At 69.6% G+C, this 12,614-nt stretch carries 14 protein-coding genes, 3 tRNA genes and 1 pseudogene; 16 read left to right on the top strand and 2 right to left on the bottom strand.

The genetic code is table 11. The features are described from left to right. Both B0E53_RS25330 and B0E53_RS25335 read right to left on the bottom strand, forming a co-directional pair. Positions 1-359: RRQRL motif-containing zinc-binding protein (locus B0E53_RS25330; RefSeq protein WP_107078340.1), on the bottom strand; the 359-nt coding region annotated here is incomplete at its 3' end. Beyond that, positions 359-604, bottom strand: coding sequence for a DUF6284 family protein (locus tag B0E53_RS25335; protein ID WP_107078341.1), 246 nt, complete (start codon positions 602-604; stop codon positions 359-361). The genes B0E53_RS25330 and B0E53_RS25335, both read right to left, overlap by 1 nt. A gap of 418 nt (positions 605-1,022) precedes the next feature. Here B0E53_RS25335 and B0E53_RS25340 point away from each other — a divergent pair, with 418 nt between their 5' ends. The 16 genes and pseudogenes from B0E53_RS25340 to B0E53_RS25410 form a co-directional block, all read left to right on the top strand. After that, entirely contained in the window at positions 1,023-1,865 is an 843-nt protein-coding gene (locus B0E53_RS25340) for a GntR family transcriptional regulator (protein ID WP_107078342.1), read from the top strand. Further along, positions 1,862-3,097 carry a dihydrofolate reductase family protein gene (locus B0E53_RS25345; protein WP_107078343.1) on the top strand — a complete coding sequence of 412 codons (1,236 nt, stop codon included), beginning with the start codon at positions 1,862-1,864 and terminating at the stop codon, positions 3,095-3,097. Before B0E53_RS25340 ends, B0E53_RS25345 begins: the two co-directional genes overlap by 4 nt. A 905-nt stretch (positions 3,098-4,002) precedes the next feature. Next, positions 4,003-4,146, top strand: a complete 144-nt coding sequence (locus B0E53_RS37845) for a hypothetical protein (protein WP_168215401.1) — start codon at positions 4,003-4,005, stop codon at positions 4,144-4,146. 49 nt (positions 4,147-4,195) lie between these two features. Continuing rightward, positions 4,196-6,724 carry a bifunctional diguanylate cyclase/phosphodiesterase gene (locus tag B0E53_RS25350; RefSeq protein ID WP_107078344.1) on the top strand — a complete coding sequence of 843 codons (2,529 nt, stop codon included), beginning with the start codon at positions 4,196-4,198 and terminating at the stop codon, positions 6,722-6,724. Between the two features lie 96 nt (positions 6,725-6,820). Next, positions 6,821-6,893 (top strand) — tRNA-Thr (locus B0E53_RS25355). A 25-nt stretch (positions 6,894-6,918) separates the two neighbouring features. Further along, positions 6,919-6,991 (top strand) — tRNA-Met (locus B0E53_RS25360). 133 nt (positions 6,992-7,124) lie between these two features. Then, entirely contained in the window at positions 7,125-7,292 is a 168-nt protein-coding gene (gene rpmG / locus B0E53_RS25365) for a 50S ribosomal protein L33 (RefSeq protein WP_067301359.1), read from the top strand. Between the two features lie 121 nt (positions 7,293-7,413). Beyond that, complete coding sequence (locus tag B0E53_RS25370; RefSeq protein WP_091317946.1) at positions 7,414-7,860, top strand: MaoC family dehydratase N-terminal domain-containing protein; 447 nt, start codon at positions 7,414-7,416, stop codon at positions 7,858-7,860. Positions 7,861-7,864: 4 nt separating this feature from the next. Continuing rightward, positions 7,865-8,257 carry a MaoC family dehydratase gene (locus B0E53_RS25375; protein ID WP_091317948.1) on the top strand — a complete coding sequence of 131 codons (393 nt, stop codon included), beginning with the start codon at positions 7,865-7,867 and terminating at the stop codon, positions 8,255-8,257. 126 nt (positions 8,258-8,383) lie between these two features. Then, positions 8,384-8,456: transfer RNA gene (locus tag B0E53_RS25380), tRNA-Trp, on the top strand. 214 nt (positions 8,457-8,670) lie between these two features. Next, positions 8,671-9,063, top strand: coding sequence for a preprotein translocase subunit SecE (gene secE, locus B0E53_RS25385; protein ID WP_107078345.1), 393 nt, complete (start codon positions 8,671-8,673; stop codon positions 9,061-9,063). Between the two features lie 35 nt (positions 9,064-9,098). Further along, complete coding sequence (gene nusG / locus B0E53_RS25390; protein WP_107078346.1) at positions 9,099-9,821, top strand: transcription termination/antitermination protein NusG; 723 nt, start codon at positions 9,099-9,101, stop codon at positions 9,819-9,821. Between the two features lie 184 nt (positions 9,822-10,005). Next, positions 10,006-10,437 (top strand): 50S ribosomal protein L11, encoded by a 432-nt coding sequence (gene rplK, locus B0E53_RS25395; protein WP_013288647.1) that lies wholly within the window; start codon positions 10,006-10,008, stop codon positions 10,435-10,437. 83 nt (positions 10,438-10,520) lie between these two features. Continuing rightward, positions 10,521-11,237 carry a 50S ribosomal protein L1 gene (gene rplA, locus B0E53_RS25400; protein WP_107078347.1) on the top strand — a complete coding sequence of 239 codons (717 nt, stop codon included), beginning with the start codon at positions 10,521-10,523 and terminating at the stop codon, positions 11,235-11,237. Between the two features lie 79 nt (positions 11,238-11,316). Beyond that, positions 11,317-12,225 (top strand): ATP-binding cassette domain-containing protein, encoded by a 909-nt coding sequence (locus B0E53_RS25405; protein ID WP_107078348.1) that lies wholly within the window; start codon positions 11,317-11,319, stop codon positions 12,223-12,225. Further along, positions 12,222-12,614, top strand: a pseudogene (locus B0E53_RS25410) (hypothetical protein); the annotation flags it as partial. The gene B0E53_RS25405 and the pseudogene B0E53_RS25410, both read left to right, overlap by 4 nt.

Below are 12,614 nucleotides of genomic sequence, written 5' to 3' on the forward strand. Positions count from 1 at the left end.
AAGGGGTGTGCGCAGGTCAGGCACTCGCCGAGCGAGCGCGGGATGTAGTAGCCGCGGACTTGCCGGCAGGTCGGGCAGGTGCGGCGGGCGGTCAGCGCGGCGCGGACCGCCCGGAGCTGGGCGGGGGTGGCGGTGCGCTTCGGTCGGGCCAGGTCGACCCGGTAGAGGTAGGCGGCGCGGGTGCCGCCGACCCCGGCCCAGAGCACCTGGGCGGCGATCGGCTGACCGCCGGGGCGTAGGCCGGCGGCGGTCAGTTGGCGGCGGGTGGCGTAGCCGGGCGGGGCACCTCGCCACCAGTAGGTGGGGATGCCGTACCGCGCCCCGTCCGGGTCGTGAAAGGCGGCGCGGATGCGAGGCATCAGGCCGCGCGGTGCGGGTCGGTGCGGGTGGTCAGGTCGGCGGCGGCGCGGGTGACGCGGGCCTCGGCCCGGCGCAGCCGCCGCCAGTCCAGCGGCGAGGGGCCGCCGTGGTCTTCGGCGTAGATCATGCTGATCTCGGCGTCGAGCACGTCCAGCTCAGCGGCGATCAGCGGCCACTCCACCTCGATCGCGGCCAGGTCGGCGGCGGTCGGCTCGAAAGTGACGGGAACGATGTGCTTCCTCACGGGAAACCTCCGGTACAGGTCGATGCAGCGGGGGAAACCCTCGGAACGGACAGCGAAGACGCCGCCCGTTCCGAGGTCGTACAGCGCGAACGCCGCCCTTGCCCGACACCCCGCTCGCCCCGGCTCTGCACCGGGGGTCGGCCACCATGTGGCTCAAGGCGGGGGTCTACCGAGGACGGCTCTCGTCCGCGCTCTTCCGTCGCTGTGAAGTTCTCAAAGACCGACCGCGCGGCGGCCCGTTCGCGAACGCCGCAGCCGAAGCCGCAGCGCCGACGCTGGCAACCGTCCGGCGATGCCTGAGAGAGGACCAGTCCTCTCTAGGACCACCTGAGCATGGAGGGTCGCTCGGGCTATGTCAAGAGGTCTAGAGGACTGCCTATACTGGCGGGGACAGTGGCGGCGAAGATGGGGAGAGGGCATGGCGACCAAGTACGACCGCATTGCGGCCGACCTGCGACAGAGGATCAAGTCCGGCAGCCTCAAGCCGGGGGAGCGGATGCCTGCGGAGACATCGCTGCGCGACACGTACGGCGTCAGCTTGGTCACCATGCGGCGCGCGCTGGACCAGCTCGCGGCCGAGGGGCTGATTGAGAAGCGGCACGGACAGGGCACCTTTGTTCGCATCCCTCGGCAACGGATCCGCCGAACTACTGAGCGGTACCAGTGGGAGAAGGACCGTGTTCTCTGCTCCGAAGAGGATCGACGGCGGACGGGAGCAACCGAGCGCGATACAGGCCTCGAATTGGCAGACCTTCAATTCGAGGCAGAGTACAGAGAATGCGTTGCAGACGAGGAAGTCGCGGAAGTCTTCAAGATTCCCGCAGGCACGAAGCTCCTTGAACGCATCTACCGAACGCGCTCCTCCAAAGAAGTGGCTCCGTTCGGGATCGGCCGATCGCTTCTCGTGTATGATGTGGCCGCCAAAAATCCGGAACTGCTCGATTCCAATAATGAGCCTTGGCCCGGTGGCACCCAACATCAGTTGAGCACAATCGGCGTCGAGTTGGACAGAATCGTTGATGAAGTAACCGCTCGTCCGCCTTCGGCCGAGGAAGCGTTGGCGCTGGGAATCGATGCAGGTGTTGCCGTCTTGGTGCTGCGAAAGATTTCCATCGACACTACAGACCGGGTTGTAGAAGTTGCCGACGTGGTACTAGCAGGGGATCGCACCGAAATGGCTTACACGACGAAGCTTCGCCCTTGGTCTGAGGCAGAACGAAAGATTGCTGCCGCGAACGTTAAGCAGGATGATCGGGCATGACTATGACCAGCGCATCCGAGGGCAATCCCATTCTTGCGGCGATCAAGCAACATGCCAGCACGTGGCGATGGGGAAGCCCAGCCAAATTGCTAACAATCAGCAGCCCGGCAGGCCGGTACGGCGTTCCTTATATTCTATCCTCCGGTGTAAACGGGCAAAGCGAAGTCGAGCTCATTGGGTATTGGACTGAGCAATGTCGCCGTCATCGGGGAATCGTCGAAGTGCAGCGGGACCTGGGCGTCGACGCCATCGCAGTTGCCTTCGAGAGCCAGCAGCGGGTTGTGGTTTACGGCATGGACCGGGGTGGCGCAGAGTACATAGCAACAGGTGAGCGGGGCTCTGCTGATCGGCACGCCATCAGTGGCACGAACCTTCTCGCGGCCGCAGGTCTTCCAGATTCACTTGGCGACAAGTTGGCCGAACTGGTTTGGCGACTGGCCGGACCACCCGCCCCTGCTGCCGGCGCGCGTGTTCGTGACATGTGGCCCAAGGCCGGACTGGTCGACCTTGACGAAGATGAGCTTCATGAACGCTACGCCCCGACTTCTGAGACGGGATACGGAGTCCGACTATTGGGAGTCGCCAGCATTGACGGTTTAACTGCTGTCAGCGGGTCCAGTGCTAGCCTAACTAGCCCGGGCGATCAGCGGATATATCAGATCGTCAAGCGGGAAGCGGATCTGCTCCTACTAGGTGCCGAGACAGTGCGGGCCGAGCAGTACGGCCCTTCCGTCATGTCCGCCCCGCAGATCGCGCGTCGCCAGGCGAATGGCCTTCACCCGTATCCGACTATCGCAGTCGTTACACGGAGCCTAGATCTCGACCTAGCCGGTCCTCTGTTTCAACGACACGTAGAGCGTCACGTCCCGCCGCGACCTATCCTCATCGCGCCCGCTGCCGCAGTGGCTGCCACGACGGTGGATTTTTCGGAGCACGCGGATGTCCTACCGGTCGGTGGGCACGATGTGAGTTTGACTCAAGCAATTCATGTTTTGAGGGCACGTGGATATCGTCGCATTGTCTGCGAAGGCGGTCCCTCGTTAGCTGCACAGATGGTCCAACAAGGGTTGGTTGATGAGGTCTGTTTAACAATCGCGCCGAAGGTGCTCGCGATAGGCGGTCCTCGGGTCACCGGAGGGACCGAGACGTCTCCCGCGCCCGGCGAGTGGCATCTCAGGCGGTCGCTGCTGGATGAGCAGGGCAACATGTTTCTCCGCTACACCCGCCTGTAGCTTGCCAGCGCCGGGCCACCGGCTGGCGCACCCTGGGCGGCTAAATGAGCCCCTGTGTCACATCCGTGTCACGAGCAGGGGGCTGAACGGCGTTTGCGCTGGCCAGAGGCCCGAGCTTGGCGCTCTGTAAATCCGTCGCGAAAGCTACAGAGGTTCGAATCCTCTACCCGCCACCAGGTGCAGAGATGGCCCCGTGAGCTGCAGAAACGCGCTCCGGGGCCTTTCTCGTTGAGTCCAGCGCGAGCCACGCTGGCGTCGGCGCCAGTTCTAGGCGCGACGCCACCAGGGCCAGTTCGCGTCGCCAGGACGGGCATCCGAAGCAGGCCCGGGAGTTCGACGGGCACTCGCGCCTCGGCGCGCCCCTGGTGTCGGGAATTCGGCCGGTTCCAGGGTGCGGGCGCGTTCCGGCCGCTGCCCCCCAATCCTGAGCCCGCTCCGATCCGCGCCGATGCTCCTGGGCGGTGAGTCGGCGTACGGCCGCCGTCACCCGGACCGGTCGGTCCGAAGCCCGACTCGTCGCCGGGGCGGGTCCGCCATTTCGATGGAATTGACCCGGATCATCCTCTGGCGTTCTGGCCGGGGAGAGGTATGGTGGTCTATGCCCCGGGGTGGATGCCGTCCTCCGGGTGTACTGGATGGTGTCGCGGCGTCGCAGCGGGTGAACGGGGCTTTCGGGTGGCTTGATCGGTTCGCGTTGAAGGTCTGAATCCGCAATGGACGGAACGGCTGACGGTCTGCCGACACGTCTGATCTGGCTAGGCGTCCCCCGGGGTCTGGACCGAACGGCGGAACGTTGGCGACGGTCGGATCTGGGCTGCTCCCACGACTTTTCTGGGTGCCGGCCCTGTGGCACGATCGTGGAACCTCCACCATCCCTGTGAACTATCCCCGACAGGAGAGCGGACATGTCTGGTCGAAAGCTGGGCCGGCTGCTTGGCTCATTGCTGGCAATCGCCGCCGTGGCGAGCGGCATTCTCGTCGGCGCTGGCCCGGAGCTGGGAGACGCGCAGACCGCGGACGTCATCTGGAACATGCCCGCGGTTCGCTGACGGTCACCGGCTGATCTGAGCCGGACGACGGGTCGACGGAAGGGGCGGCATGTCGGCACAGCCCCCCAAGGGCTCGCGTTCCAACGATCACGCCTGGCTGATCACAGCGCCACTGGTTCTCTTCGCGGTCGTCTGCTCGACGATCACCGGGCTCGCCAATGACCAACCGTTCGGCGGTTGGTCATTGGCGGTGCTGCTGCTGCTGGCCATGGTGGCCGCCGGGCTGCCGGTGCTCAACTTCACCGTCCGGCGCCAGTCGCTCGGCGTCACCCTCACCGAGATCCCGCTGGTACTCGCGTTCTACCTGACCCGTCCGTTGACGGTCGTGATCATCTACACCGCGGCGGCGGTTCTCACCCATCTCTGGCACCGGATGGGCACGACCAAACTCTGGTTCAACGTCGCCCGCGCCGCCGCGGGCTCGTCGCTCGCCGTGCTGGTGCTGCAGGCCCTCCCGCCGGTCGAGGGGGTCGGGCCCCGCACCTGGCTGACGCTCTTCACCGCCGCGATCATGGTCAATCTGGTCAGCATCACCTCGGTGGCCGGCGTCTACACGCTGCTGCAGGGGTGGCAGACCGGCCGGGACGCGTTCCGCAAGTCGCCGTCGGCGCTCCTCTCCGCGTCGATAAACATCGTCGCGGGTCTGATCATCCTGATCCTGATCACCTCCACCTGGTGGTCGCTGCTCCTGCTCGGGGCGCTGATCACCGCGCTGACCCTGGTCTACCGGGCGTACACGCAGTTCTTCCGGCAGCACCGGACCCTCGCCGACATGTACGAGCTGAGCCGGGCGGTCAGCGGCAGTGGCCAGGACGGCACCCTCGCCGACGCCCTGCTCGGCCGGGTCCGGGCCCTGCTGCAGGCGGAATACGCGACCCTCTGGCTGCCCGCTCAGGGCCGGCACCCGGAGGTCCTGCTGACCTCCCGGATCGCCGACTCGGGGCTGCTCGACGTGGCCCCCACCCCGCCCTCGTTGCGGGAGCGGGTCCGCCAGGAGGGCCACACGCTCGTCCTCGGCCGGGGCCCGGTGCCCGACGCCGAGTTGCGGACCGCCCTCTCCGAGCAGCGGGTGAAGGACGTCATCGCGGTCCCGCTGCGCTCGGGTTCCGTGGTCATCGGCACCCTTGAGGTGGCCAACCGGCTCGGCGCCAGCAACTCCTTCGGCCGCACCGACGTTCCGCTGCTGGAGACCGTCGCCGCGCACGCCGCCGTCGCCTTGGAGAACTCCCGGCTGGTCGACCGGTTGCGGCACGACGCCGAGCACGACGCGCTGACCAAGCTGCCCAACCGTCGACGGATCACCGCGGCGGTGGCCGAGGCGGTCCGGATCGCCGCGCCCGGCGAGGTGGTGGCGCTGCTGCTCTTCGACGTCGACCGGCTGCGTCAGGTCAACGAGTCACTCGGCCACGCGGCCGGCGACAAGGTCCTCGTCGAGGTGGCCGAGCGGCTGCGCGCCAGCGCGCCCTCCTCCGCCCTGGTCGGCCGGGCCGGTGGCGACGAGTTCCTGGTGACGTTGCGGCTGGAGAGCACCGAGGCGGCGCTGGAGCTGGCCGGCCAGTTGCGCGAGCAGATCCGCGACGAGATGGTCTTCGACGCGCTCACCCTGGACGTGGACACCGCGGTCGGCGTGGCCGTCCACCCCGACCACGGCAGCGACGCGGTGACCCTGCTCCAGCGGGTCGACCTGGCCGCCACGGCCGCGAAGTCGGTTCCGGGCAGCGTCCAGCTCTACAACCCGGTGCTGGAGTCCCGCTCGTTGCGCCTGCTGGGCCTCGCCGCCGACCTGCGCCGGGCGTTGGACGACGGCGAGCTGGAGGTCTACTTCCAGCCCAAGGTCACGCTGCGGGACCGGCGCCTGGTGGGGGTGGAGTGCCTGGCCCGCTGGGAGCACCCGGCGCACGGCACGGTGGTCCCGAACGACTTCGTGGCGGTGGCCGAGCACACCGGCCAGCTCGGCCGGCTCACCGAGTTCGTGCTGCGGGAGAGCCTGCGGCGCAGCCGGGACTGGAGCCACGGTGGGGAAGCGCTCGCCATCTCGGTCAACCTGGCCGCCCGGACGCTCACCGACCAGCACTTCCCGGCCCTGGTGCGGGACCTGCTCGACGAGTACGGCGTGCCGCCGCAGCGGCTCACCCTGGAGGTCACCGAGGCCGGGGTGCTGGACGGCACCGAACGTCCCATCCCGACCCTGAAGCGCCTGCGCGACCTCGGTGTCCGCCTCTCGGTGGACGACTTCGGCACGGGCAACTCGTCCCTGGCCCAGCTGCGCCGGCTACCGGTGCACGAGGTCAAGGTCGACCGCTCGTTCGTGCAGGGGATGGCGACCGACCCGGGCGACCTGGCCATCGTCAACGCCGTGGTGACGCTGTCCCAGCAGTTCGGCCTGGCCGTGGTGGCCGAGGGCGTGGAGAGCGAGCTGACCCTGGAGCTGCTCCAGGACATCGGCTGCGAGATCGGCCAGGGTTTCCTGTTCAGCCGGCCCCTGCCGTACGAGCGGTTGGAGGCCTGGTTCGGCGCCCAGGTCGACCCCGAGACGATCGCGGCGGGCGAGCTTCCCCGCCTGCGGGTCGTACCCTGACCTGCGTAGACGCGGCAGCGGGGGATCCGATTTCACCTCGGCGGCGGGGTCGTGTACTGTTTCCTCTGCGCGACACCCCACGGGGTGATCGGGTAGGCCCCCTTAGCTCAGTCGGCAGAGCGTCTCCATGGTAAGGAGAAGGTCTACGGTTCGATTCCGTAAGGGGGCTCAGAGGGTCCGGCTGGACCCGCCACGGCGGTGTAGCTCAGATGGCAGAGCAAGCGGCTCATAATCGCTGTGTCGCCGGTTCAAGTCCGGCCACCGCTACTCTCGTCCTCCGGGTCCGCCCGGTGGTCGGTGGGATGGGCGCCCAACGGCGCCCACTTTGCATGTCCGCGTAGACAGCGCGTAGGCTGATGCGCCGTAGTTGTTATCCCGTGAGCGAGGAAGGCACTCCGCCGTGGCGAAGGCGACCGATGTCCGGCCGAAGATCACTTTGGCGTGTGTGGAGTGCAAGGAGCGCAACTACATCACGCGCAAGAACCGCCGTAACGACCCGGACCGCATCGAGCTGAAGAAGTTCTGCCCCCGGGACGGCAAGCACACCATCCACCGCGAGACCCGCTGACCCACGGCCGGCGCAGCCGGCCCGCAGACAGCTTTCGAACGCCGATCCGCGCGGACGGCGGCCCCCAACGGCCGCCCGCCCGTACGGATCGGCGTTCGTGCTTTCCGTGTAGGTTCGCGGCATGTCCCTGGACCCGTCCTTCGTCGGCCGGACCTATCCGCCGACCGCCCCCTACCAGGTGGGCCGAGAAAAGATCCGCGAGTTCGCCACCGCCATCGGGGCGACCGACCCGGCGCATCACGACCCGGCGGCCGCCCGGGCGCTCGGCCACCCCGACGTGGTGGCCCCGCCGACCTTCCCGGTGATCGTGACCATGGCCGCCAGCCGGCAGATCGTCGAGGACCCGGCGCTGGGCGTCGACTACAGCCGGGTGGTGCACGGCGACCAGCGCTTCGCGTACACCCGGCCGGTGGTGGCCGGGGACGAGCTGGTCTGCGTGAACACCATCGAGGAGGTCACCAACCGGGGCGGGCACGGCTTCCTGACCACCCGCACCGACGTGAGCACCGTCGCCGGCGAGCCGGTGGTCGCCGTCTGGTCCAAGATCGTCGTACGCGGGGAGGCCTGAGGAGATGGAGCTGCCCACCCAGACGTTCCGGGTGACCCGCGCGGACCTGGTCCGCTACGCGGGCGCCTCGGGCGACTTCAACCCGATCCACTGGAGCGACCGGACCGCCACCAAGGTCGGCCTGCCCGGGGTGATCGCCCACGGCATGTTCACCATGGCCCTGGTCGGCCGGGCGGTCACCACCTGGGCCGGCGCGCCGGACGCGGTGGTCGACTTCAACGTCCGCTTCACCCGCCCGGTGGTCGTGCCGGACACCGACGAGGGCGCCGAGGTCGAGGTCTCCGCGGTGGTCAAGGAGGTCACCGATGACGGCCTGACCAGGCTCGACATCACCGCGACCTGCCTGGGGGAGAAGGTGCTGTCGCAGGCTCGGGCGACCGTGCGGACGCCTCGCTGAGGATCCGTTCGGCGCGCGAGGGGTGGACCGGTTGGGAAAGTCGCACGACTACCCGTACACTGGTCCGCCGTGGGGCAAGTGACCCCTGCTCGGCACTGCGTGTCCGGGTGGGGTGAGTTGCCGCACAGGGGTGTAGCTCAATTGGCAGAGCAGCGGTCTCCAAAACCGCAGGCTGCAGGTTCAAGTCCTGTCACCCCTGCGCCTCAGGCCTGACCGTTCCCGTGGGTCGCGCCGCCGCACAGCGGCGCCCGGCCCGTGGTGGTGGCATTGGCGGGGTTGGTTCCGAGGCATTCGGGGCCCTCCCGGTCGGTCCGCCGGCCGCGGCCCGTCGCGGGACGGTTGGTCCGGCCGGCGTGACCACACGCCGCGCACGCCGTCCGGCGTGCGACCCGATATCCCGCACGGAGGGCGAAGTGGCCGAGAGCAAGCGGCGCGGCGAGGACGCCGGCGACGAGCGTCTGGACGACGACGCGACCGTCGACGGTGTGGCCGACGACGACGCCACCGACGCGGACGAGCCGGTCTCCCGGGGCGGCACCGCCACGCGCGAGCGGGCCCGCGCCGATTCCACCGAGGGGCGGAAGACCCGCAAGGACACCGAGCGGATCGGGCTGTTCGCCCGCATCGCGCGGTTCTTCCGCGAGGTCGTGGCCGAGCTGCGTAAGGTCATCTGGCCGACCCGCAAGGAGCTGCTGACCTACACGGCCGTGGTGGTCACCTTCGTCGCGGTGATGTTGGCGATCGTGGCCGGCCTGGACTACGGCTTCGCGAAGGCGGTGCTGTGGGTCTTCGGCAACCCGAGCTGACCTGCGGACAGCGATAGTGACGGAAGTGAGCGAGCGTGCCTGAGTACGACGAGACCGCCGAGACCCCGGACGAGCAGTCCACGGTGGCGACGGCGGCCAACGATGAGTCGGTCGAGGCCGCCAGCGAGCCGGAGTTCCCGACCACCGAGCCCGCCCCGGACGAGGACTTCGACCCGGTCGCCGAGCTGCGCCAGAAGCTGCGCTACGCCCCGGGCGACTGGTACGTGGTGCACTCGTACGCCGGCTACGAGAACAAGGTCAAGACCAACCTCGAGACCCGGATCACCTCCCTCGACATGGAGGACTTCATCTACCAGGTCGAGGTGCCGACCCGGGAAGAGGTCGAGGTCAAGAACGGCAAGCGGTCGCAGGTCCAGGCGAAGGTCTTCCCGGGCTACATCCTGGTCCGGATGGAGTTGACCGCCGAGTCCTACTCCTGCGTCCGGAACACCCCGGGGGTCACCGGCTTCGTCGGCGCCACCGACCGGGCCGACCGGCCGGCGCCGCTGAGCCTCGACGAGGTGCTCAAGTGGCTGGCCCCGGCGGTCGAGACCGAGCAGAAGAAGGCGAAGCCCGAGATCAAGGTCCTCGACTTCGAGGTCGGCGACTCGGTCACCGTCACCGACGGCGCCTTCGCCTCGCTGCCGGCGACGATCAGCGAGATCAACGCCGACCAGCAGAAGCTCAAGGTCCTGGTGTCGATCTTCGGCCGGGAGACCCCGGTCGAGCTCAACTTCAACCAGGTCGCCAAGATCTGACGTACGTCCGCGCCGGCGGTGGGCCTTCGGGCCGGCCGCCGGCGCCTCGTTTCGCCGTCCGCCGGACCTCGGCGGGAGGGTGGCGGAAGGCTGCGCTACCCTAGAACGTCGGCTGTCCGCACCGCGCTGACCGTGCGCGCCCGCGGGCCGGCGAAAATCCCAGTTCCAAGCCCCAGGAAGAGACATGCCTCCGAAGAAGAAGCTCGTCAAGACGTTCACGCTTCAGCTGCCGGCGGGCCAGGCCACCCCGGCGCCGCCGGTCGGCCCCGCGCTCGGCCAGCACGGCGTGAACATCATGGAGTTCTGCAAGTCCTACAACGCGCAGACCGAGTCGCAGCGGGGCGACATCGTCCCCGCCGAGATCAGCGTCTACGAGGACCGCACCTTCACCTTCGTGCTGAAGACCCCGCCCGCCGCCCGGCTGCTGATCAAGGCCGCCGGCGTGCAGAAGGGCTCGGGCGTCCCGCACAAGGAGAAGGTCGGCTCGGTGACCCGCGCCCAGCTGCGCGAGATCGCCGAGAAGAAGATGGCTGACCTCAACGCCAACGACATCGACCAGGCCGAGAAGATCATCGCCGGCACCGCCCGGTCGATGGGCCTGACCGTCGCCGACTGACCTCGTAGCACCGCTCCACCCGATCCGTTCGTGGGAGGGCCGCGGAGTCGCGGGCCCGCCATAGACCACAGGAGTCACCAGAAATGCAGCGCAGCAAGAGCTACCGCAAGGCCGCCGAGGTCATCGACCGGTCGAAGCTCTACTCTCCCGCCGAGGCCGTCAAGCTGGCCAAGGAGACCACCAACGTCAAGTTCGACGCCACGGTCGAGGTCGCGATGCGCCTCGGCGTCGACCCCCGCAAGGCGGACCAGATGGTCCGCGGCACGGTCAACCTGCCGCACGGCACCGGTAAGACCGCCCGCGTGATCGTCTTCGCCGCCGGCGCGAAGGCCGAGGAGGCCGCCGCCGCGGGTGCGGACGAGGTGGGCACCGACGAGCTGGTCGCCCGTATCCAGGGCGGTTGGCTGGACTTCGACGCGGCGATCGCCACCCCGGACCAGATGGCCAAGATCGGTCGGATCGCGCGGATCCTGGGCCCGCGCGGCCTCATGCCGAACCCGAAGACGGGCACGGTGACCATGGACGTCACCAAGGCCGTCGCGGACATCAAGGGCGGTAAGATCACTTTCCGGGTGGACAAGCACTCCAACCTCCACCTGATCATCGGCAAGGCCTCGTTCTCCGAGTCCCAGCTGATCGACAACTACGCGGCGGTGCTGGACGAGGTGCTGCGCTCGAAGCCGTCCGCGGCCAAGGGCAAGTACCTGAAGAAGGTCACCCTCACCACCACCATGGGCCCGGGCGTCCCGGTCGACCCGAACGCGGTGAAGAACCTGACCGAGGCTCCGGCCGAGGCCTGAGCACGACTGCCCGGACGGGGCCCCGCCACCACCCGGTGGCGGGGCCCCGTCCGTCTGTCCCGTGTGGCAGGCTCGGCGCATGCGGCTGGAAGGCGTCTGGCTGCGGTACCAGCGGCGCGGTCCGTGGGTGCTGCGGGAGACCGACGTGGCGATCGGCCCGGGCGAGGTGGCGGTGGTGCTCGGGCGCAACGGGGTGGGCAAGTCCACCCTGCTCCAGCTCGCCGCCGGCGTGCTCCGGCCGACGCGGGGCCGGGTGGTCGACCGGCCGGCGGCCGTCGGCTGGGTGCCGGAGCGCTTCCCCGCCGACCAGCCCTTCACCGTGGGTGCCTACCTCGCCGCAATGGCCTGGGTGGCCGGCCTGCCCGGCTCGGAGGCCGACCGGGCGGTGCGGCGCTGGGTCGACCGGCTCGGCCTGACGCGCTTCCACGGGGTGCGGCTGCCCGAGTTGTCCAAGGGCACCGCCCAGAAGGTCGGCCTGGCCCAGGCACTGCTCCGCCCGCCCGGCCTGCTCGTCCTCGACGAGCCCTGGGAGGGGCTGGACGCCGCCGCCCGCGACCTGGTGCCCGAGGTGGTCGGCGAGGTGCTGGCCGAGGGCGGCACGGTGCTGGTCAGCGATCACCGCGGCGAGACGGTCCGGCTCCCCGGCGCCCGGCACTGGTCGGTCGCCGACGGCACGGTCACCGAGGCGGCGCCGTCCGGGGCCGCGGCCACCGTCGTGGTCGAGCTGTCGGTCCCGGCCACCGGGGTCGCCGCCGCCGTCGCCCGGTTGCGCGCCGACGGCCACCACGTCCTTCGGGTACGCGACCCCGCCGTCCCGCCCCCCGCCACGCGACCCGCGTCCGACTCCCCGTCCGCCGCCCCCGCCGAGGACCGGTTCTCCGGCACTGCGCAGCCCGGCGAGCGCGGTCGGCCGGATCCCGCCCCCGGCGAGGCCCCGCTGTCCGGCGCGCCCGGCGGGTCCGGTCCCGCTCCGGAGGTGGCCCGGTGATCGCCCTGGTCCGGCTGCGGCTGGCCGGCTTCCTGCGTACCGGAAGGGCGCTGGCCCCGGTGCTGGCCGGCCTGCTCGCCCTCGGCGTCCTCTACGGCGGCGGCCGGGCCCAGCCCGCGGAGGCCTACGGCGTCTCGGCGGTGGTGCTCTTCCCGGTGCTGGCCTGGCAGACCAAGATCCTGCTCGACGTCGAGCCCGACGTGCAGCGCCGGCTGGCCCGGGTGGTCCTCGGGCCGACCCGGGAGCGGGCCGCGGGCCTGCTCGCGGCGGCCGTGGCCGGCCTCGGCACGGTGGCCGTCGCGCTGGTCTTCCCCTGGCTGGTCGGCGGGGTGACCGGCCCGACCGGGCCGGGGGACCGGCCGCTGGCCGAGGGGCTGGCGCTCGGCCTC

Origin of the sequence: Micromonospora sp. MH33, assembly GCF_003013775.1 — a bacterium.
Classification (GTDB): domain Bacteria; phylum Actinomycetota; class Actinomycetes; order Mycobacteriales; family Micromonosporaceae; genus Micromonospora; species Micromonospora fulviviridis.

Excerpts from the sequence above, each read along its gene's own strand:
- B0E53_RS25340 (WP_107078342.1), top strand. The coding sequence starts at position 1,023 with ATGGCGACCAAGTACGACCGCATTGCGGCCGACCTGCGACAGAGGATC.
- B0E53_RS25345 (WP_107078343.1), top strand. The coding sequence starts at position 1,862 with ATGACTATGACCAGCGCATCCGAGGGCAATCCCATTCTTGCGGCGATC.
- B0E53_RS37845 (WP_168215401.1), top strand. The coding sequence starts at position 4,003 with ATGTCTGGTCGAAAGCTGGGCCGGCTGCTTGGCTCATTGCTGGCAATC.
- B0E53_RS25350 (WP_107078344.1), top strand. The coding sequence starts at position 4,196 with ATGTCGGCACAGCCCCCCAAGGGCTCGCGTTCCAACGATCACGCCTGG.
- B0E53_RS25370 (WP_091317946.1), top strand. The coding sequence starts at position 7,414 with ATGTCCCTGGACCCGTCCTTCGTCGGCCGGACCTATCCGCCGACCGCC.
- B0E53_RS25375 (WP_091317948.1), top strand. The coding sequence starts at position 7,865 with ATGGAGCTGCCCACCCAGACGTTCCGGGTGACCCGCGCGGACCTGGTC.
- rplK (WP_013288647.1), top strand. The coding sequence starts at position 10,006 with ATGCCTCCGAAGAAGAAGCTCGTCAAGACGTTCACGCTTCAGCTGCCG.
- rplA (WP_107078347.1), top strand. The coding sequence starts at position 10,521 with ATGCAGCGCAGCAAGAGCTACCGCAAGGCCGCCGAGGTCATCGACCGG.
- B0E53_RS25405 (WP_107078348.1), top strand. The coding sequence starts at position 11,317 with ATGCGGCTGGAAGGCGTCTGGCTGCGGTACCAGCGGCGCGGTCCGTGG.